The sequence below is a fragment of the Adhaeribacter swui genome (assembly GCF_014217805.1).
GTDB classification, from domain to species: domain Bacteria; phylum Bacteroidota; class Bacteroidia; order Cytophagales; family Hymenobacteraceae; genus Adhaeribacter; species Adhaeribacter swui.
Genome location: NZ_CP055154.1, coordinates 113,472 through 133,536 on the forward strand (window position 1 = coordinate 113,472; position 20,065 = coordinate 133,536).

The 20,065-nt window shown below is 37.3% G+C and carries 18 protein-coding genes; 11 read left to right on the forward strand and 7 right to left on the reverse strand.

Translation table 11 applies throughout. The features are described from left to right. Both HUW51_RS00545 and HUW51_RS00550 read left to right on the forward strand, forming a co-directional pair. On the forward strand, positions 1 to 690 hold the full coding sequence (locus HUW51_RS00545) for a hypothetical protein (RefSeq protein ID WP_185269834.1): 690 nt from the start codon (positions 1 to 3) through the stop codon (positions 688 to 690). A 25-nt stretch (positions 691 to 715) separates the two neighbouring features. Further along, entirely contained in the window at positions 716 to 1,318 is a 603-nt protein-coding gene (locus HUW51_RS00550) for a helix-turn-helix domain-containing protein (protein WP_185269835.1), read from the forward strand. Positions 1,319 to 1,330: 12 nt separating this feature from the next. On the opposite strand, the gene HUW51_RS00555 is transcribed toward HUW51_RS00550, so the two are convergent. Together HUW51_RS00555 and HUW51_RS00560 are read right to left on the reverse strand one after the other, a co-directional pair. Then, the gene (locus HUW51_RS00555; protein WP_185269836.1) at positions 1,331 to 2,620 is read right to left on the reverse strand and encodes a DUF4238 domain-containing protein; all 1,290 of its coding nucleotides are present in this window, start codon (positions 2,618 to 2,620) and stop codon (positions 1,331 to 1,333) included. A 186-nt stretch (positions 2,621 to 2,806) separates the two neighbouring features. Then, positions 2,807 to 3,475, reverse strand: a complete 669-nt coding sequence (locus tag HUW51_RS00560) for a DUF305 domain-containing protein (RefSeq protein WP_185269837.1) — start codon at positions 3,473 to 3,475, stop codon at positions 2,807 to 2,809. Between the two features lie 427 nt (positions 3,476 to 3,902). On the opposite strand from HUW51_RS00560, the gene HUW51_RS00565 reads away from it, so the two are divergent. From HUW51_RS00565 to HUW51_RS00590, 7 genes are all read left to right on the forward strand, one after another. Beyond that, positions 3,903 to 4,247 carry a four-helix bundle copper-binding protein gene (locus HUW51_RS00565; RefSeq protein ID WP_185269838.1) on the forward strand — a complete coding sequence of 115 codons (345 nt, stop codon included), beginning with the start codon at positions 3,903 to 3,905 and terminating at the stop codon, positions 4,245 to 4,247. Between the two features lie 53 nt (positions 4,248 to 4,300). Next, positions 4,301 to 4,591: a DUF6122 family protein gene (locus tag HUW51_RS24475; RefSeq protein WP_228466555.1), complete on the forward strand. Its 291-nt coding sequence runs from the start codon at positions 4,301 to 4,303 to the stop codon at positions 4,589 to 4,591. A gap of 34 nt (positions 4,592 to 4,625) precedes the next feature. Continuing rightward, on the forward strand, positions 4,626 to 5,264 hold the full coding sequence (locus HUW51_RS00570; protein WP_185269839.1) for a DUF305 domain-containing protein: 639 nt from the start codon (positions 4,626 to 4,628) through the stop codon (positions 5,262 to 5,264). 196 nt (positions 5,265 to 5,460) lie between these two features. Then, positions 5,461 to 5,673 carry a heavy-metal-associated domain-containing protein gene (locus HUW51_RS00575; protein WP_185269840.1) on the forward strand — a complete coding sequence of 71 codons (213 nt, stop codon included), beginning with the start codon at positions 5,461 to 5,463 and terminating at the stop codon, positions 5,671 to 5,673. Positions 5,674 to 5,748: 75 nt separating this feature from the next. Beyond that, entirely contained in the window at positions 5,749 to 7,857 is a 2,109-nt protein-coding gene (locus tag HUW51_RS00580; protein ID WP_185269841.1) for a copper-translocating P-type ATPase, read from the forward strand. 33 nt (positions 7,858 to 7,890) lie between these two features. Further along, positions 7,891 to 8,772, forward strand: coding sequence for a LysM peptidoglycan-binding domain-containing protein (locus HUW51_RS00585; protein WP_185269842.1), 882 nt, complete (start codon positions 7,891 to 7,893; stop codon positions 8,770 to 8,772). 66 nt (positions 8,773 to 8,838) lie between these two features. Further along, positions 8,839 to 9,543 (forward strand): TVP38/TMEM64 family protein, encoded by a 705-nt coding sequence (locus HUW51_RS00590; protein ID WP_185269843.1) that lies wholly within the window; start codon positions 8,839 to 8,841, stop codon positions 9,541 to 9,543. Between the two features lie 35 nt (positions 9,544 to 9,578). Here HUW51_RS00590 and HUW51_RS00595 read toward each other — a convergent pair whose 3' ends face one another. After that, complete coding sequence (locus HUW51_RS00595) at positions 9,579 to 11,846, reverse strand: heavy metal translocating P-type ATPase (RefSeq protein ID WP_185269844.1); 2,268 nt, start codon at positions 11,844 to 11,846, stop codon at positions 9,579 to 9,581. Between the two features lie 199 nt (positions 11,847 to 12,045). Here HUW51_RS00595 and HUW51_RS00600 point away from each other — a divergent pair, with 199 nt between their 5' ends. Further along, a complete protein-coding gene (locus tag HUW51_RS00600) occupies positions 12,046 to 13,122 on the forward strand; it encodes a sialidase family protein (protein WP_185269845.1) in 1,077 nt (358 codons plus the stop codon). A gap of 76 nt (positions 13,123 to 13,198) precedes the next feature. Here the strand turns inward: HUW51_RS00600 and HUW51_RS00605 are convergent, their stop codons facing one another. Next, positions 13,199 to 14,389 carry a DUF3800 domain-containing protein gene (locus tag HUW51_RS00605; RefSeq protein ID WP_185269846.1) on the reverse strand — a complete coding sequence of 397 codons (1,191 nt, stop codon included), beginning with the start codon at positions 14,387 to 14,389 and terminating at the stop codon, positions 13,199 to 13,201. 1,237 nt (positions 14,390 to 15,626) lie between these two features. On the opposite strand from HUW51_RS00605, the gene HUW51_RS00610 reads away from it, so the two are divergent. Next, positions 15,627 to 16,307 (forward strand): recombinase family protein, encoded by a 681-nt coding sequence (locus HUW51_RS00610; protein ID WP_185269847.1) that lies wholly within the window; start codon positions 15,627 to 15,629, stop codon positions 16,305 to 16,307. A gap of 302 nt (positions 16,308 to 16,609) precedes the next feature. On the opposite strand, the gene HUW51_RS00615 is transcribed toward HUW51_RS00610, so the two are convergent. The 3 genes from HUW51_RS00615 to HUW51_RS00625 form a co-directional block, all read right to left on the reverse strand. Next, positions 16,610 to 17,536: a replication initiation protein gene (locus tag HUW51_RS00615; RefSeq protein ID WP_182411399.1), complete on the reverse strand. Its 927-nt coding sequence runs from the start codon at positions 17,534 to 17,536 to the stop codon at positions 16,610 to 16,612. Between the two features lie 1,059 nt (positions 17,537 to 18,595). Then, a complete protein-coding gene (locus HUW51_RS00620) occupies positions 18,596 to 18,886 on the reverse strand; it encodes a hypothetical protein (protein WP_185269848.1) in 291 nt (96 codons plus the stop codon). Between the two features lie 34 nt (positions 18,887 to 18,920). Further along, positions 18,921 to 19,691 carry a ParA family protein gene (locus HUW51_RS00625; RefSeq protein WP_185269849.1) on the reverse strand — a complete coding sequence of 257 codons (771 nt, stop codon included), beginning with the start codon at positions 19,689 to 19,691 and terminating at the stop codon, positions 18,921 to 18,923. Positions 19,692 to 20,065 lie beyond the last annotated feature (374 nt).

Genomic DNA, 20,065 nt, shown 5'->3' on the forward strand with positions numbered 1-20,065 from the left:
ATGAAACCAATTATTATCGTTTGTCTCCTAAGCTTTTTATTACTAATCCTGGCTTTAAGTCCTTTAAAGGTTATGGCGCATGGGGGAGAAAAACACCAGAAAAAAGCCAAGGTTACTTCGACCGAAAATACCAAGCAAGAACCTAAAGAAACGAATGATACCATAGCTTTAAAAGACAATACTCCGGCAGAGCATGCAGAACATGTCGCTAATCCGGAAAAAGTACATGCTTCATTCTCGGACTTTCCGCACATTCATCCTTTAATTGTTCATTTCCCCATAATGCTACTGATGATTGCGGCAGCCATGCAATTCGTCAATATTCTATTTCAGAAAAAAGAATTGAATTGGGCAGTAACCATCATGGTACTGGTAGGCTTTATCACCGCTTATGCTTCCTCCCATTGGTCTCACCCGCATACTTCCGGCTTATCAGCTCATGCCAAGCTAGTCTTGGAGCAGCATGATAAATACGCGGATTATACTATTTATTTGGCTGGTTTGGGTTTACTAGCTCAATTATTAAGCGTACTGGTTTTTCCGGGCAAGCGCTGGAGCATAGCCGTAGCAGCAGTCATCCTTATTGGTGCTGGATATGTTGTCAGCATGGCTGGCCATTACGGTGCGCAGCTCGTGCATATTGAAGGGGTAGGTCCTCAAGGTAAATACCTGGAACAACACTATCATTAATTCAGAATCTAACTTTCTAAAATTAATGGAACCATTGGCCCCCGATAACAAGGTTACGCTACATATTAAGAATATGGTTTGCCCACGCTGTATCCGGATAATACGAGAGCAGTTTGCCCGCTTGGAAATACCTGTTCTGGATGTACAATTAGGCTTAGTAGAATTAACAAGGCCATTGCAAGCAACTGAAAAAGAGAAGGTATTAATAGTATTAGAGGACTATGGCTTTGAGCTGTTAGTTGATAAAAAACTAAAGTTAGTAGAACAAATTAAAACTTGTATCATTGACTTAATCCATCATAAAAGCGAGAAAATAACTACCACTTATTCTACTTACTTAAGCCAGGCTATCGGAAAAGATTATAGTACTCTTAGTCATGTTTTTTCTTCGGTTGAAAACATGACCATTGAACGGTTTATCATTCTGCAAAAAATAGAATATATAAAAGCGCAGTTAGATTATGAAGAGCTGTCTTTAGGAGAAATTGCGTCTCGCTTGCATTACAGTAGTTTAAGTCATCTTTCTAAGCAATTCAAAACCATAACTGGATATACGCCTTCGGAGTATAAAAAGCAAGCTATTCGGGATAGGTTGCCGTTAGATAGATTAAAGAAGGCGGATACCTAAAATTTAAGAAAGTTATTTTTCTTTCCGGTATTTTACTTCTCCTGGAAAAATAATTAATTTATCTGAATTCTTAATTATTTCCTCTTGAATTAAGCTTGTATACTCATCTTCTGTCAATACCTCTTCAACTTTGTATACACCCCTGTTTTTCAACTTTCTTAACGGAGCATTTTGTTCACTGGAATTTTTGTGGTGAAAATATGCTAAGTACTTTTTTGATAATGGAAGGAATATTTCTGTATTCTTATTATACAAACCTAATTGACCCTCTTCCTGATTTACTTTGAAGTTAACTGGATTATCAGAAGTAAAAAATCCTTTATCTTCTGGCGCTTCAATTATAATTAAATCAAATGTTAAAAGATGATGAAAAATGTAATTTAAAAAGTGTAATAATATTCTATTTACTTTACTCTGGTTAATCTCTCCTTCACTTAAAACTTTATAAAAATATCTGTTCTTTAATTCTTGTAGTTCATGAACGGATTGCGCATGAACACTTAAAGTACTTAATAAAAAAGTGTCTTTATTGGGAGTATCTAAAATTTCACAAACAAAATTTCTCCAATAATCTGAACGCACCATCAAATTAGGAGTAATCTGGACTATTATTTCCCAGCACTTATCAGGTATAAATTTATTTTTTGAAATATCATCTAGCATCTCATGATATAGGTTTTCCAAATCCGCATTCATTGTTTCAAACATTCTTGGAAACCTATCATCTTCACTATCTATATCAAATACATTTGTTTCAGTAGTAAAGCTACCTATACTTTTCTGTTTTGAATAAGTTAACTCTTTTTCCAAAATAGAAACCATCCACTGATTACCTTTTAAATATCCAAATTGTTTAAGATATACTTGAGGTAATTTATGCTGTGATTGGTTTAAAGGGTATTTTAAAACGATAAATTCATTAAGAATCTTGTGAGTATCTTCAAAAGTAGTTTCTATGTTTTTTTTAGAATTATCTATAAGTAATTGTAAAGCGCTAAAGATCTTTACTTTATCTATCGGTTCTACTAAATCTATTATAAAAGTTTCTTCGTCAGTAAGTACCTTTACAGATACATCTCCTGCTATTTTTAAACTTTTTATCTCATTGTAACTAATTTTGTTTCTTGTATTTCTACGCGGGAAGAAGATGCTTTTGTCTGTAATTAATAATACTTCTGTTTCAGCTTGAAATACAAAAAGGACATTTTCACTTTCTGATATTCTTCCAATATTTGTCTCAATCCAAATGGATTGCTCCTTTGACATTTCTTCGCTCTTTCTTTCATAGTAATTGTATTTCATTTTTCCTTATTGTTGGCAGTAGAATTAAAACAATTATGTTTAACGGTCTAAAAAAGGCTTATAAATTGTTATTGGATTAACGAAGGTATTTTATATCAGGAACAAATAACAGGCAACATCATTATAAAGCAATTCCCTAAAGGAATCGCTTTATAATGGTAAAAAGCTATACAATAAAGTAAATAATTACTTCGGCTGTTCTTGCAGCCAAGAATCTAGCTGCTGTTTTTCTTTTTGCTGGTCGTCTATTATTTTCTGCGCCATGGTTTTTAGCTCCGGTATTTTGGCATGCGGTAGATAGGCTTTAGCCATGTTAATGCCGCTTTGGTGATGCATGCTCATTAGACTTGCAAAATGATGGTCAGTGGTGCCTTTCATGTTATGGTCCATACCAGCTATCATGGCCTTCATCGGTTGCATCAGCTTCATAGAAGATGCAGTATCCTTGGTAACTGGCTCATGACTATCAGTAAAATTTTTCAGCTTATTTTGTTCTTCTTTTTGAGCAGTTAGCGTTTTCTTAGCCATATTTACCAGCATGGTATCCTTACCATTATCGGCTTCTTCCTGAGCCATAGCGAGTGCCCCTTCGTGGTGAGTGGCCATCATCTGAGCAAAATCATGGTCCACATCACCCATCATTTTCATCTCCTGCATAGCCATCATATTTTGATGCATAAGGTCCATCATTTTATTATTGGTGCTGCTAGTTTCCATATCATGACCTGAATGATCTTCGGTTTGTTCAGTATCAGTTGTTTCCGTCTTACTCGCATTCTGGTTACAAGCAGTAAAAATCATTACTAAACCGCAGATCCAAGTACTCCATTTAATAGTTATTCGCATTCTCTTCATAGTTTATGGTTGGTCTTTTAATATTAGAATTAATATATTGAAATACTAGAAATTATACGCCTCGGTAAATCAAGCGTTATAAGTGTCCTAGTTTGAAGAAGAGATAAACAAATGAGTCGAAAATAATAAAAGAGGGTTTAATCTAGTACAAACGCTTTTTTTTTAAGAATTTTTCTTAGTTATAAATTAGGATCGTTTTACTTTTTAACAGAATTATAAAAACATTTTCAATAATTATACAACTTCCTGCATCTGGGAGATTCTTCCAAAATATGGTAATTTTAATAACTACTTAACCAAACTATACAACTCTTATCAGGGATTATATAAAACGAGTTATATAAATATTAGGTAAAACAATAGAATAAGCCACTGACTAAAATTCAGAGACTTTAATAAATTATGTTTTACCTAATATTTATAAATTATGCATAAATCCCAGTATAAACCAATTATTGAAGCCTTAGTGGCTTGCGCTGCCGAGTGTGAGCATTGTGCTACGGCTTGCTTACAGGAAGAAGATGTTAAGATGATGGTGCGGTGTATTCAGCTGGATCGCGATTGTTCCGCTATCTGCCGGACCACTGCCGATGCTCTAGCTCGCGATTCCGATAATGCCAAAGTATTTCTAGAAGCTTGTGCTACCATTTGTTCCACTTGTGGCGAAGAATGTGAAAAGCATGCGGCTCACATGGATCATTGTCGCGCCTGTGCCGAAGCTTGTCGCCGCTGTGAAGAAGCATGCCGGTCTTTAGCCAGCCTAATTTACTAAATGGAAGGGTAGATGCACTGGCACAACCTTGCTAACAGTAAGTTGAAGTATCTATGATACACTTGTTGCTCCATATTTTGGTTCCAGCAGGTGTGGCATACTTCTTTTACCGAGCTAATTGGTTGAAGGCTGGGGCTATAATGGCAGCTGGAATAATTCTGGACATAGACCATTTATTCGCTGTACCCATGTATGACCCAGAACGGTGCAGTATTGGTTTCCATTTTTTGCATACCTATTGGGCCATTGCCTTATATAGTTTATTACTCATCATACCAAAACTTAGGGTACTAGCCATAGGCTTCCTTATCCATATGAGCCTTGATTATTTGGCCTGTTTATAGACTTTAAAATTTTTAAACCTTACATATTATTACAATGAAACATAGAATTTACCTTGCCCAATTTTTGGGAATTTTATTAACCACTTTTATAGTAGCATCGTGTGATAGTGATGATGAAGATGCAACTGGTTTAGTTACCACACCACACGACCAAAATGAGATGATGACGATTATGCATTCCATGATGGCAGAAATGGATAAGATGCAGATGAATAGTGAACCCGATGTGGATTTTGCTAAAATGATGGTCATGCACCACCAGGGAGCTATTAATATGGCAAATGAAGAGCTGGAACACGGAGTAGATGCGGAAATGAAGGCCATGGCCCAAAAGATTAAAACGGAACAGGAACAGGAGATCCAACAATTTAATTCCTTCCTAAACTCCTATCAGCCCGATCAACCCATGAACATGGAGTTTCATATGGAAGTTATGGAATCAATGGATAAAATGGACCGGGAAAGTGATTTGCGAGTACTAACTGGTGCAACAGATCAGGATTTTGCTCAGCTCATGATTCCTCATCACCAGGCAGCTATGGAAAACGCCCAATCTGTTTTGAAATACGGTAACAGCCCGGAAATTAAAACAATGGCACAAAACATCATTGATAGCCAGATGATGGACATTAAAGAACTACAGGATTGGCTTTTAGAACATAAGCCATACTAATTACAAACTACCACAGTAATTAAATTAACTATCATAGATGATTTAATCATAACAACACAGGGCAAAATCTTATAACTCTTAATTGAAATTTTGTCACAATTAGCCTTGGGTTGCTTGGTAACTTTACCACTGTAAACAGTAGTACCATTCAAGTCCTTCTGTTTTTAAAAGTAAATTAAACCATAAAGTTAATCTTATGAATACCCTACAATTTAAAACTAATATTAAATGCAGTGGCTGTGTTTCTGCCGTTACTCCGTTCTTAAATGCTAAAGAAGATATTGAAAAATGGCAGGTAGATACCGCTAATCCGGATAAGATTTTAACGGTAGAAGGCGAAAATCTGGATGAAGATAATGTGATAGAGGCGGTTGAAAAGGCCGGTTATCAGATTGAACCGCTTAAGTAAAAACTAAATCTTAAAAAGGATAATCAGCTAGTTGGTTATCCTTTTTTTATCTCCTTCCACATCAAATAATCAGCTATGGATCATAACCATTATCATGGGCACTCACCAGTAAAAGCAGAGGCTCAAGAGTTAACTGATCAGAAAAAAAACCAGTTAGTAGATAAGACAATGCATGGCAACTCCCAGGCTATGCCAACTCAGAGTAATAGCCACATGGCGCACGCTGAGCATGGTCATGACCATCATGCCATGATGATCGATGACTTCCGGAAACGATTTTGGATTTCGCTGTTCCTCTCCATTCCGGTAATTATTATCAGTCCCATGGTACAACATATTTTAGGGTACCATTTAGAGATATCCTACAACATGTACATTGCCTTTGGGTTGTCTTCTATTATCTTCTTTTACGGGGGTTGGCCTTTCCTAACGGGTTTAAAGGATGAACTGAAAAAAGGCTCTCCTGGCATGATGACCTTAATCGCCATTGCTATAACAGTAGCTTACTTGTATAGTACGGCCATCGTTTTTGGGTTAGAGGGGATGGACTTCTTCTGGGAACTGGCTACCCTTATTGTGATTATGCTGCTGGGGCACTGGATAGAGATGAAATCTGTATTGGGTGCTTCTAAAGCTTTAGAGTTGTTAGTTAGTTTAATGCCTTTGGAAGCTCATATCTTAAAAAATGGGGAAACAGTTAATATTCGGATTGATGCGTTACAAAAGAACGACCTGATCTTGGTAAAACCAGGGGAGAAAGTTCCAGCAGATGGCTTGATAGAAGAAGGAGAAAGTTATATAAATGAAAGCATGCTGACTGGCGAAAGTAAGCCGGTACAGAAACTAAAGGACAGTAAAGTTATTGGTGGCTCTATCAATGGCAATGGTTCTTTAAAGGTAAGAGTGCTAAGTACCGGGGAGGATAGCTATTTAAACAAAGTAATAAACCTAGTTCAGGAAGCTCAAAAGACCAAATCAGATACCCAGAACTTAGCTGATAAAGCTGCCCGCTGGCTCACGTACATCGCTCTATTTGCTGGTTTTACCACCTTTGTGGTATGGCTTTTATTAGGAGCTGAATTATCATTTGCCTTGGAGCGAATGGTAACGGTAATGGTTATTTCTTGTCCGCATGCTTTGGGTTTGGCAGTACCGTTAGTAGTTGCTATTTCCACCGCTATTTCTGCTAAAAATGGATTATTAATCCGGAACCGCACTGCTTTTGAGAATTCCCGAAAAATCACCACTATCATCTTTGATAAAACTGGCACCTTAACGCAAGGATCTCACGAATTAGCTCGTATTGTTTCTTTTAATCCCGTTTTTTCAGAGAAAGAGCTGTTGAGGCTGGCTGCTGGAGTGGAACAAAATTCAGAACATTATATTTCTCAAGGAATATTAAGACGAGTAAAAGCCGAAAGTATTAGTATTCCTGCTGCTGAAAGTTTTAACTATTTACCCGGCAAAGGATTAGAAGGTATTGTAGAGGGCAAATCGGTAAAGGTAGTAGGGCCAAATTATATTCAAGAATTTGGCATCCAGGTTCCCAAAAGCGATGCAGAAGAAGGAGTTGAAACGGTTGTTTATATTTTAATCGATAACCAAGTGGCTGGATTTATTAGCCTGAAAGACCAAATACGTCCGGAGTCAGCTGAAGCTATCGCAATTTTAAAAGCTAACAACATTAAAAACCTGTTACTTACCGGTGATAACGACCGGGTAGCAAAAAGTGTTAGTGACTTCCTGAAAATGGATGGCTTTTTAGCCAACGTGTTACCGCACCAGAAACAGGACAAGATAAAGGAATTACAAGCCACCGGTGAGTTCGTGGCTATGACCGGAGATGGGGTAAATGATGCGCCGGCATTAGCCCAGGCCGACGTAGGTATTGCCGTAGGATCCGGCACGGATGTAGCAGCGGAAACAGCTGATATCATCCTGGTAAACAGCAATCCGAAAGATATTGCCTCATTAATTCTTTTCGGCAAGGCGACCTACCGCAAGATGATCCAGAATATAATATGGGCCACCGCTTATAACGTGATTGCTTTACCATTAGCCGCCGGGGTACTCTATAAACAGGGAATTATGGTGTCGCCAGCCATCGGTGCCGCCTTAATGAGTCTAAGTACGATTATCGTAGCCCTTAATGCGCAATTGCTGCGTAAACAAATTAAAAGCTAAATGCATGCTTTTACCCATTAACGGGCAGGCAGAATGAGTATGAAATTTAAAAAGATCCTTATCCTTATTAATCCACTTGTATTTTTTTTATTCATTTCTGTTTTTGGAATAAGCCAAAATAGCCGGCAGAGCACTATCTCCAGTAAAGAAATCATGGAGAAAATGTTTGTTTCTGTTAAGCAGTTGCGAACAGTTAAATTTATCATGAAGGATTGGGAACGCCGAGAAAACCGGAACAGGGAGGGAGAACAACATATCAAAGTAAATATATCTCCCTTCTGGGTGTACGCCTACATTGCTAAACCCAGTAAAGGGGTAGAGGCCTTATGGCGGCAAGGAGAGAATAATAACAAAGTTTTAGTCCATCCGAATGCATTTCCTTACATCAGTTTAAATCTGGATCCCAATGGTAGCTTGGTACGCAGCGGCAGCCATCATAATTTATTTGCGGCTAATCCAAAATATACCGCAAAGATCATTCGGGATGCTTATGAAAAGGTTGGAAATGCGTTTCCAAATATTTTTAAATACGAAGGAGATGTGGTGTTTGATGGAAAGGAGTGTTATAAAATAGTTATTAATTACACCCCCTATAAGCTATACAACTACCAGGTTAAGCCCGGGGAAGATGTATTTAATATTGCCCAGAAACTTTATCTAAATGAATTTAAGATAAAGGAATTAAATAAATTAAAAGATTACACTGGTTTAAAAGCCGGTCAGACTCTGGTGCTGCCCAATTCTTACGCGAAGAAAACTATTCTTTTTATTGACAAGAAAACATTTCTTCCTTTGGTACAGGTTATTTATGACGAGTTAGGATTCTTTGAAAGATATGAGTATCACGATTTACAAGTGAATCCTACATTTAAAAAGGATGAATTCACCCGAGATTTCCCCGCCTATCATTTTTAATACCCCCTTAACAGGTTAGCAGATAATTTCTGAACGACCTGCATCTATTATAAAATACTAGAAAATATGCTGAAACAGCTTTTACAAAAAAACTTCGGAACCTTTATTTCTATGGCGCTCCTGGTGATCGTGCCGGTTTCGGTGAGTTCAACATTAGCTGTTCTACTGTATAAATACCAGGATTTGCTTCTAAACCTATCATTAGGTCAATCAATATTTTATTTCCTGGTTGTTTCTATAACGATGGCTTTCGCTTTAACTCCTACAACGTTTATAGCCTTACTTACCGGGTTTTATCTAGGTTGGGCTGGCTTTCCAGGAGTAGTTATATCGTATGCTCTAGCTTCTTTAATTGGGTATCAATTGGCTCAAATAATTGATCATGGCAAATTACTTAAGTTTATAAGTCATTTTGAGAAAGCCGCGGCAGTAATGGAGGAACTGAAACATCAAAGTTGGAGCCTAATTATATTAACCCGTATATCCCCCGTACTCCCATTTGCCTTAATGACTTTCATTTTAGCAATGATGAAAGTGAATAAGCGCAAATTTCTATTAGCCAGTATTGTAGGGATGTTACCCCGAACTTTGTTTTTCTTTTGGTTAGGTACTCAAGCCCAAGATATAATCCTCTTGTTGCAAAATTCAGATACTGGTACTAGTGGCAAATTACTTTTAATTGCTCTTATCGCTATATCAGTATTTGGTCTATATTACCTATTTAATCGTGCTTTGAAAAGAGCTCTTTCGCGACAATCGGCTCGACAATAGCACTAGACAAATAGGAGTATTTTACCCGAGGACTTTTAAAGTTTTTTAGCCTTTAATCGCAAGCTGTTAGCTACCACCGATACGGAACTTAGCGCCATGGCTGCTCCGGCAATCATAGGGTCCAATAAAAATCCATATAACGGATATAGTACTCCGGCTGCAATAGGAATGCCAATCAGGTTATAAATAAAAGCCCAAAATAAATTTTGACGAATGGCATTTACCGTTAAACGGGATAATTTGAGTGCTTTGGGGAGTAGTTGCAAATCGGAGGTAATCAAGGTCATCTTAGCGACATCAATGGCTATATCAGACCCTTTACCCATCGCAATGCTCACATTGGCCTGAGCCAAAGCCTGGGAGTCGTTAATACCATCGCCTACCATACCCACTATTTTGCCTTCATTTTGAAGTTTCTTTACAAAATTTGCTTTATCGCTGGGCATTACTTCCGCTTGAAAATGGGATATTCCTACTTGCCTTGCCACAGAAGCAGCTGTACGGGCATTGTCACCCGTGAGCATGTAAACTTCAATTCCGCGTTGCTGCAGCACTTGAATAGCTTTGGCGGATGTTTCTTTTACTTTATCGGCAATAGCCAAAATGGCTACCACTTTGCTTTTCTCCGTAAAATAAATTACCGTTTTGGCCGCATCAGTCCAGGTATCCGCTAAACTAGAAAGCTCTGCAGGCAGCGTTATTTTTTGGGAATGTATATACTTAGGGCTACCGACTTGGTAAGTCCAGCCTTGCCAGCTAGCTTTTATACCATTACCCGTTACGCTTTCAAAACTGTCTAAAGAAACTGCTGAACTCACCTCGTCTCGTAAATATCGAACGACTGCCTCAGCCAGGGGGTGTTCGGATTGTTGCTCCATAGAAAATAAAGCAGCTTTCAACTCATTTTGCCGAAAACGAGCTTCATCCGACCAAACTAAATCCGTAACAACTGGTTTGCCCTCCGTGATAGTACCGGTTTTATCTAAAATTATAGCATTCAGACGGTAGGCTTGTTCTAGGCTTTCGGCATCTTTTATCAGAATACCTTGCTCCGCCCCCTTACCTACCCCTACCATAATAGCGGTAGGGGTAGCTAAACCTAATGCACAGGGGCAAGCTATTACCAATACAGTCACAAAAGCCAGTAATCCTTGAGTTAAACCATTATTCCCACCTAAAACTAACCAGGTAACCAAGCTGAGTAAAGCCAACACAAACACAACTGGTACAAAAATACCAGCAATTTTGTCAACTAGCTTTTGCACTGGGGCTTTGGATCCTTGCGCATCTTGCACGAGTTTAATGATTTGGGCCAGTAAGGTTTCACTCCCTACCTTTTCCGCCCTAAACCGAAAACTACCTTTTTGATTAATGGTACCGGCAAACACTTTATCGCCAATTTGTTTAGAAACGGGTACAGGCTCCCCACTGATCATGGATTCATCTACAAAAGAATTGCCGGAAGAAACTTCCCCATCTACCGGCACTTTTTCGCCCGCCCGAACTAATAAAATATTTCCTGTTTGAATAGTTGAAACCGGCACTTCCCGCTCGGTGTTGCCTTCGACGAGCCAAACGGTTTTCGGCTGCAAACCTATAAGCTTTTTAATGGCCGATGAAGTATTAGACTTAGCTCTTTCCTCCAGCAATTTACCTAATAATATAAAAACAATGACTACAGCGGAAGCTTCAAAATAAACGTGCGGGTGCAAACCGCGAGCATGCCAAAACTCTGGATACAACGTATTAAAAACGCTAAAAACGAATGCTGTACCGGTGCTTAAGGCCACTAAGGTATCCATATTAGCTCTTCCATGCCGGGCCTGTCGGAAGGCATTCACGAAGAAATTTCGACCAAAATAAAATAGCACCGGTGCAGTTAGCGCCATCATTATCCAGTTGCCATAAGGCAAATCCATAAAGAACATCCCAATGATAACTACGGGTAGAGTAAGCAGACCCGCCAATAAGGTTTTTTTCTTTAAAGCCTGGAAATGGGTTTGTTGAGCTTCTTCCTGTTTTTCTTGTGCATTCTCCGTATCAATAATTAAATCATACCCTATGGACTGTAGTGCCTTTTGCATATCGGTTACTTTAACCTGCTTGGGATTATAAGTAACCTGTAAAGTTTGGGTGGCAAAATTTACATTCGCTTGGGAAACCCCTGGAGTACTAGCAACAATTGATTCTGCGCTTATAGCACAGGCAGCGCAGGTCATACCGGTAACCGGCATGGAGGCCTGAGCATTTATTCCGGGTGCCTTTTGTATAGAAGTATCTGGAGTTTGAGTTAAAGTTTCCATAAACTAATTTTGATTATTTTAAATCAAAGGTAAAAAGGCTAATGGCTGGAAGCGTTATAGAATTTTAGCTAAGAGTAATATGATTTTGCTTTAGGGACCGAATAATTTATATTAGCTTTCTATAAAGGACTTAGGTAAGTCATTTATAGAAAGCGGTTAAAAACTGACTTAAAAGTTAAATATCTTACTTACTAATCTCATGAAATACTCTTTAACCGCCGTTTGCTTTGTATTACTGACTGCTTTTTTATACTTCGGCTTTTCTGGTAAAAAAAGTTCTTCCACCATTATCACGGTCAGTACTTTCGGGAAGCAACCTACCGTAACCATAGATAAAGCCAACAATGTAAAGGTGGTATTTGGTCAGGGAGAGGAAATATTTTATACTATTTCTAAGGATTTAGGTAAGTCGTTTACCTCTCCACAGCGAATCGGCAAACAAACGAAGTTAGCTTTAGGGATGACGAGGGGGCCACAGATTACTACTACTAAGGATTTTACAATTGTGGCCGCAGCAGATCATACGGGTAAGATCATGGTCTATCGTCTAAAAAATAACAAAAGTAAGTGGAGCCAACCAGTTAACATCCTAAATAGTGACACAACAGCTAAAGAAGGCTTTATAGCTCTGGCCAGCGGCAAAGATAATGTGGTTTATGCAGCGTGGTTAGACATGCGAATAGCCGATAAGAATAATATATTTAGCTCCTACTCCTTAGATGGTGGTAAAACTTGGTCAAAAAGTAAGTTGGTGTATAAAGCGCCGGAAGGTGGCATATGCCCTTGCTGCCGGCCATCCATAACGGCCGATCAGAAAGGCAATGTTTATGTAATGTTCCGTAATGAGTTAAAAGGTTCTCGTGATATGTATGTAGCTCACTCGAAAGATAGCGGTAAAACATTTAGCCCGGCTCAAAAGCTAGGATTGGGAACTTGGACATTGAAGGCCTGTCCAATGGATGGTGGAGCTATAGCTATGGATGCATCTAGCAAAGTAGGAACTTCTTGGCGGCGCGAAAATACAATTTACTATGCCGAACCTGGTTCCTTGGAGCAGAAAATAGCGGAAGGTAAAGCAAGTAGTTTAGTTAAAACCCTAAAAGGGAATTATATCGTTTGGCAACAAGGAAATAATATAATGTCACTTCCTCCAGGTAAAATTGGACCGGAAGTTTTAGGCACAGGTATCTATCCACGGTTAGCTACTTTGCTTAACCAACAAGTACTTAGTGTTTGGGAAAAAGAAGGAAAGATAGTAGCAAAAATTTTACCTTGACTTATAACCAGTTATATATAATAGTAATTGCAAAGTTGATTATATCAGCAAGTTCCCTTTTTACTTGTTATAGAAATTAAAACAGGTTCAAAGGAGGATGAGGCTGCTTGTCTTTATCTAGGGTTTTAATCAGCTCGTGCAATATTGAATAGTTGGAGTTGGCTTTTAACAAGTCTACTTGCTGTAGGCTGTTGACGAGTAGCTTCCGATTACAAATATTAAGGCGGTTAATCATAGGTACGATGCTGTTCAGGTAGCGATTATAAAAGCCGGCAATATCTTCTACCCTATCTGGTATTTTATAACCAGACTTGCCCTGAATACTTACTATTAGCACTCCATCATCTCGCAAATGCTGAATACAGACTCTGAGCTGCTGTTCAGAGAAGTTGGGAAACACTCTTTTTAGTTTATCTATGATTTCGTATTTCTCAACCAGCCTTTCTGGTGCCGTGCGAAACATAAGGTACAAATATTGTAACACTGCTTGCGCCTCTTCGGAAAGCCGGTGGTGCTGGGCTAAGGCTTCCCGAGCAGATGCTGCTGCTATTTTGGCAATCAACTCATTTTTTTCATGGTCGTGTTCCGGAATAGAAAGAAAAAAATCCGTTTTCTCGAAAGGATAAAAATCTACAAAACTTCTATCGTGCAATAGGTCAAATAAGAAAGAAGCTTTTTCGTGACTATGACTGGTACAATAAATCTTACCTAAACACCCAGCGATGAAATCCGCCAGTTGCACCAGGGTTTCGGCTTGGTCATCTTCTACTAACTGGTAAGTTCTATCTGGGGTAAACAAATCCCGTTGGATGACTTTGGTCTGAATATAATGCTGTAAGCTCCGCCGGAACTCTGGCCAGCCCAATTGGTCGGCATGGATGGAGAAGGACGTAAAGTTTTTAGGAAATTGCTGTAAGAAGATGCGGTTGAAGTATTTGTAAAAGATAGTATTCTGGTCAAGCCCCTCCCCTGTTACCTTACTTTTATTAATCACTAGGCTAAGAACCAGAAAATCCAATTGCCGCAATTCTTTTAAAACATCAAGTCGTTTTTGAAAACCATTCTCATCGTTGGCAATACGGCTAGACTTTATAGGATGCCCTTGGAAATAGCGTCGGCTAATATCCGCTCGCAGCTTTCGGGCTTGCTCTATTTGTGCCTCTTCAATAAGTACTGCTGTTAAAACAAAATGCGAGAAGGTGCCAGTTTTCTCCAGGTTCAGGCTCGTATTACCAAATTCGTCGACAAAGATGTGAAGGTGCTGCATAAGCCTGGTACGTGTAGTAAAGCTTTTATCCCTTCAAGTTAAAAATTATTCTTAATCCCTAAAGCTTTCTGGTAGAAATACTCTTGGACCCGTTGTACTCATTTATATATTATAAAGAGTATCATAGGTTGACAAGCTTACACTTACCGGTTGCTTGTTTGTAATATAGATTAGGACTTTCTTGTCCCTTTTGTAATCCTTTATTGATTTTTCAGTTAACTGGTGTCTGACTTCATAAAAGTAGATATGCAGTCTATTTGTTTTGGAATAAGAAATTTAAAAATTAACTTCTATTTAACTGTATGTGAGCAATATATTTAAATCATATTTGATTACTTTACTATTAGTAATAGAAGTACAATAATCATATGTGTTCTAAGTAATATAATATTATTGTACTTACAATGTTGTTGATAACATATTAATCAAATTACCATTGATGTTACTAATATTAAAGTATTATTTATAGTTATGGGACTTTATAATTCTAATCCGCTGTGCATTCAGATAAATGACTTATTTTAAAAAAGTAATCTGATATTATATCCTCACAAAAGATTATATTACTATATAACTTTATTATTAATATTATTATGTTGATTAATTACTTTATTACTAATGTTACTTTATTATTTTTATTAGTTTTTAATATTAGTAACATAATGTTTTGACATAGTAGTATGATACTATGCACATGTATTATTATGTTACTTTATGTTATTTAATATAATATTAATCAACATAATTATTATTATATTACTTTGTTCCTAGTAGTCTTTTATTACTTATCATCTGATAGTTAAGTACACATAAACTAAGTTTATCCTGTTTGTCGGTGGCTTACCAATTCAGAACTAGCAGGTATTGCCATAAGCCTGCTATTAGTTTTAATCAGACTAGATAATATTGGCTTCGGGTTAAGGACCTTCTTCCCAGCTATTTCAAATTGTTTTTTTCCTATTAAAGGTAAGTTGCCAATATAATTACTAGGTGGGCATAAGTATGGTTTCCCACCTTATAATTTAACTGATTCTCCTAGCTGCTGACATCTATGTTTTCTTCTGTTGTCGATGTTCTAAAAGAACTACTATTTCTTTAAGAGATAATCTTCTGGTTTACTACTTGCCTAAGCTAAGCCACTTAAAACTTTAATTTACATTACCTCTACGTGCGTAGTGATAATGTAATTTAAGTTATCATTGCGTATATTTACCTGTAAAATTGGCAGACTTTACCCATGCAGGAAACTAAGTACGTTACTTATATAAGAGTATCCACCAAAAAACAAGGTGAATCCGGGTTGGGGTTGCAATCTCAGCAAACTTACCTCGACCATTTTTACGCCAATAAAAATGTGATTGCTGAGTTTACTGAAAATGTCAGTGGTAAGGATATTAGCAACCGACCGAAATTGCAGCAGGCGTTGGCTTTATGCAAAAAGGAAAAGGCCGTGCTGGTGGTGGCCAAGATTGACCGGTTAAGCCGTAACACCGAACAAGCACTTTGGATTTATTCTGAACTAGACGGTAGGTTAGAGAGTTGTGATATTCCGAACCTGGATAAATTTACGCTTACTTTGTTTATGGCTATTGCTGACCGGGAGCGGGAGTTGATCAGTCTTAGAACCGCTAATGCTTTAGCTGAAAAAACCAAGCGACTGGGCGAGTGGCGGAAAGCAAGTGCTCCCTTTATAAATAAGACCGCTAATTATTTGGCAGTAGCAGTGAATAAAAAAAAGGCCAGAGCCAATGAAAACAATAAGCGGGCTGCGGCACTTATCCAACTACACCGCCAACAAAATAAGTCCTGGAAAGATATTGCATTGGAACTAAACGATGCTGGATTTAGAGCTAGTAGGGGAGGGGCATTCCAGGCTGTTCAAGTGCAAAGAATCTACAATCGCTTAATTAGTTCTTAAAACCTAGAAGTAGCATTTAGTATCTCGTAAGTTGAAAAAAAACTGAAATATAGAAAGTAATCTAACTATTAAGGTTCTATTGAGACATAAGAAATTAAGATTTGAAGATTCCAGATGCCTTTAAGAAAATTGAATATTAAAAATAGGTTTTATAAGTTAAGAACCGAAAAAACAGGTTTTATAAGTTAAATATTTATAAAACAGATTTTATAAGTCTATACATAGTTTTTACTACTTATAAAATCTGTTTATTTAGGTGGTATAAACAGATTTTATAAGCTACAAAAACAGGTTTTATAAGTTTATATACCTAATGTTGTCCGGAAGTAACCACCTGGGTTATTTATATCTTTCCGGCGAAGTGAGATATCGTAGAGGCATTTATTGGCTTTTTTCCGGAGCTCCGTACTATTAAGAATTTTGTTGATAAGGTTAGTATCCAATATTCCAATGTCTCTTAGACGTCCTTTCAGCTGGGCTGCTTCTCGGTCTAATTCTTCAGACTCGAAAGGAATAACCGTTTGTACTTGGGAAACCATCTTAATGGTAAAGGTAAGTTTGTGAATGGATTTACCTTTCTTTTCTGTTACAGCATATGCCACTCGTAGGTCTGATACTTCATTAATTTGCCGAATAGCTGGTTCTAACACATAATCCTTAAATTGACCCCATTGCTTATATTGTTCTGGAGCTTTACCGGATGGATCTTTCAAGTTTAGCCGATATCGTAACTGCTCCACTTCGAAAGTCATTGCACCTAAATCTTTCCACCTAGAAAACTGCACATAGAGCCATTTAGCGTACTTGGAAGTCATGGAAAGTACACAGAAGAGCTGGAAACTGGTAAAATTATTTTTTAGGTCTACCAAGTATGGCTTTAAATCTTCAGCTATAGAAAGTTGAATGCGGCCTTGTCCTTTTAAGTATTTGGCGCTACTCATCATGGCCACCTGGAGTAGTCCATCCTCTTCTTCGATTTCGAACACCTTGCCTATTAGGCCCGCAGTAGCTTCCCGCAACTGCTGGTAATTCCATTGTCGACCAGTTAACTCCTCAATTTCTTTAACACTGATAATATACTTGGTGTCCTTGCTATCACCAGGCTTTAATCGGGAGAGCATCATAAAGTATATGTCCAGCTGCACCGCTGAAAGCTCGTGCCTGGCATTGGTTATTACATTATGATGCCGTACCTGGATTTTGGTTTCTTTAATTTCCAGCTGTTCCATGGTGCCCAATTTATATAAAAGGCTTGAGAAAAAACAGAGACTTTAAGTATTTCTGTTTTTTGACTTATGAAATCTGTTTAATTAACTTATGAAATCTGTTTTTGCAGCTTATAAAATCTGTTTATTGGCTTATGAAATCTGTTTATTGACTTATGAAATCTGTTTTAAAAGCCAAATAACTAATTAATAGTCAACGGTTTATGTATGTTACAAATAATTCAAATAATTCAAATATTCACAAGATTGTGATCTGAATAAGGAAATTAGGTTGTTTGATTTCGGCACAAACAGAAGAACCAAGGAAATCAAGTCAAAAAGGATCTGATACAGAAAGGAAACTGGGCCGGGCGAAAAAACAGATTTTATAAGTGAAGTAAGCTTCCAAATGGCTAAAAATTTTAGTAAATATTAAAGTATAGAGTAAATTAATATGCGATTTTTGATTACTTCCAAAAATAGGAACTTACACGAAAGTATTTTAGCCAAAGTAAAAGGACTATATTTATCTATTTTTTATTGAGTACACCTTTCAATTACATCGGCACAAACGTAACTGACCGACAATCAAGCATAAGCCATGATGTGATTAGTGGTTTTCTACGATAAGAACGCTTTAATTATAAGATATAGTTACTTAGTCCTCATCTGGTGAATTCGGCTTAACGTAGCGGTTAAAAATTCTTGACTATATGGCTAGAAATAAAGCTAAAATAATTTTTTACTAAACTCTTCAAGATAGTTACCCTAAACGGCGACATTGCTTTAGTATCACTAGCAATCCTGGCCATTTGGTAAACATATTCGTCGCAGAATTCAGCAATGGTAACTATGGCAGACCCAGGATTTCTCTAGGAGTTTCAAACAGTTAAAGAGTTCTAAAAAGTGCCTACGCTTCAAAGGCCGTTCTCAGCAGAATCACATGGCCTATTGCTATCACACATTGGTGAATTTGAAAGTGATATCCAGACACCAAGTAAACAAGGTAATCTACAGCGTCAGCAAAAGTTGTTTAAAGAAGTACTAACTTAAAACTTATTTAACTTTAGAATACAATAATTGCTATTTCTTTTTAGGAGGAGCTACCTTGATTTCACCGTTCTCCATTTCGTATTGCTTTATGTATGCAGCAAAAGCAGCATTTACTTGGTCCTTAATCAAGGTTCTGTCCCAATAAGCTATTGCATTTATTTTATCTAAGTAATCTTCCCTTATAATTAATGTAGTGCGGCGCTCGGTAAAGTTTGTAGCTTCTTCTGGTTGATTCGAATTCTGCTCTTTTTCCTGCTCCGCCTTTTCAGTTGTTTTCTGTAGCAAGCTGCCTAAACCGCCTGAGAAATTTTTCTTAGCCATATTACTAATATTATTTTATATCCTTACTATTTTGTTATTTGGTGCTTTTCTTCTTTGTATGTTTGGATAATATTTCTTCTGCTAATGACTCATAATCGGCCGCACCCGCGCTTTTACTATTATAAGTAAAGATGTCTTGGCCAGTAGCCGGTGCCTCCGCCAAAGCAACATTATCGCGAATTTTGGTAGCAAAGACTTTTTTCGGAAAATGTTCTGTTATAGTATCAAATACGTTTTTATTAAGAACCTTACGGCTGTCATACTGGGTAATGAATACACCTCCTAACTCTAAGGATTTATTCAGATGCTTCTGAATTATTGAAACTACTTCTAACATTTTGGCAAGTCCCTGCATAGCTAAGAATTCAGCTTGCAGCGGGATCAGAATTTTATCAGAAGCAGTTAATGCATTAACCGTAAGCAGACCTAATGAGGGAGGGCAGTCAATCAGGATAAAGTCGTACTTCTTTTTTAATGGTTCAATTGCTTCTCGTAAAATAAGCTCCCGACCTATTTTAGTGCTCAATTCTATTTCAGAACCACTTAAATCTAAAGTCGATGGTATCACGTCTAACCCAGACCTGATATTCAATACTGCATCACTAGCGAGGTAATCGCCTTTGATAATGCCATAAATCGTCTGAGCTGGTTCTTGAATGCCTAAACTTTGCGATAAATTAGCTTGTGGATCTAAGTCAATCAGCAAAACAGATTTACCCGCTCTATTAAGTGCTGCACCAATATTAATGGTACTAGTGGTTTTTCCAACACCACCTTTGTGATTGAGAAGGGCAAATACTTTCATTTGTTGCTTTAAGATTTTGTTACTATCAATCTTCAAATTAATAGAATACTTACCGATAATAAAAGTTACTAACCATATTTTGTTAAAAGTAATAGATATGTTTAATGTTACTTTACTATTATATCTCTAATATTCTTTTATTACTTTGTTTGCAATTATCTGCATTGCTTAATCTTTAAAGTAAAACCATATTTCATAAATTTTAAAATCGGGCATACAATTGAGAGTCTGAAATAATATATTTTTTACAAAAGGGAAGAAAAAGTGCTTGATTTTGTGTATAAATAAATATGTATAAATTGAACACATTTATGTTTAAATCGTATATATTTGTATGAGTAATTAATCAAACAGCAGCACTTTAAAACTAACCC

Bases quoted from the DNA above. Each gene is read 5' to 3' on its own strand.
- HUW51_RS00545 (WP_185269834.1), top strand. From the start codon at position 1: ATGAAACCAATTATTATCGTTTGTCTCCTAAGCTTTTTATTACTAATC.
- HUW51_RS00550 (WP_185269835.1), top strand. From the start codon at position 716: ATGGAACCATTGGCCCCCGATAACAAGGTTACGCTACATATTAAGAAT.
- HUW51_RS00555 (WP_185269836.1), bottom strand. From the start codon at position 2,620: ATGAAATACAATTACTATGAAAGAAAGAGCGAAGAAATGTCAAAGGAG.
- HUW51_RS00560 (WP_185269837.1), bottom strand. From the start codon at position 3,475: ATGAAGAGAATGCGAATAACTATTAAATGGAGTACTTGGATCTGCGGT.
- HUW51_RS00565 (WP_185269838.1), top strand. From the start codon at position 3,903: ATGCATAAATCCCAGTATAAACCAATTATTGAAGCCTTAGTGGCTTGC.
- HUW51_RS24475 (WP_228466555.1), top strand. From the start codon at position 4,301: ATGATACACTTGTTGCTCCATATTTTGGTTCCAGCAGGTGTGGCATAC.
- HUW51_RS00570 (WP_185269839.1), top strand. From the start codon at position 4,626: ATGAAACATAGAATTTACCTTGCCCAATTTTTGGGAATTTTATTAACC.
- HUW51_RS00575 (WP_185269840.1), top strand. From the start codon at position 5,461: ATGAATACCCTACAATTTAAAACTAATATTAAATGCAGTGGCTGTGTT.
- HUW51_RS00580 (WP_185269841.1), top strand. From the start codon at position 5,749: ATGGATCATAACCATTATCATGGGCACTCACCAGTAAAAGCAGAGGCT.
- HUW51_RS00585 (WP_185269842.1), top strand. From the start codon at position 7,891: ATGAGTATGAAATTTAAAAAGATCCTTATCCTTATTAATCCACTTGTA.
- HUW51_RS00590 (WP_185269843.1), top strand. From the start codon at position 8,839: ATGCTGAAACAGCTTTTACAAAAAAACTTCGGAACCTTTATTTCTATG.
- HUW51_RS00595 (WP_185269844.1), bottom strand. From the start codon at position 11,846: ATGGAAACTTTAACTCAAACTCCAGATACTTCTATACAAAAGGCACCC.
- HUW51_RS00600 (WP_185269845.1), top strand. From the start codon at position 12,046: ATGAAATACTCTTTAACCGCCGTTTGCTTTGTATTACTGACTGCTTTT.
- HUW51_RS00605 (WP_185269846.1), bottom strand. From the start codon at position 14,389: ATGCAGCACCTTCACATCTTTGTCGACGAATTTGGTAATACGAGCCTG.
- HUW51_RS00610 (WP_185269847.1), top strand. From the start codon at position 15,627: ATGCAGGAAACTAAGTACGTTACTTATATAAGAGTATCCACCAAAAAA.
- HUW51_RS00615 (WP_182411399.1), bottom strand. From the start codon at position 17,536: ATGGAACAGCTGGAAATTAAAGAAACCAAAATCCAGGTACGGCATCAT.
- HUW51_RS00620 (WP_185269848.1), bottom strand. From the start codon at position 18,886: ATGGCTAAGAAAAATTTCTCAGGCGGTTTAGGCAGCTTGCTACAGAAA.
- HUW51_RS00625 (WP_185269849.1), bottom strand. From the start codon at position 19,691: ATGAAAGTATTTGCCCTTCTCAATCACAAAGGTGGTGTTGGAAAAACC.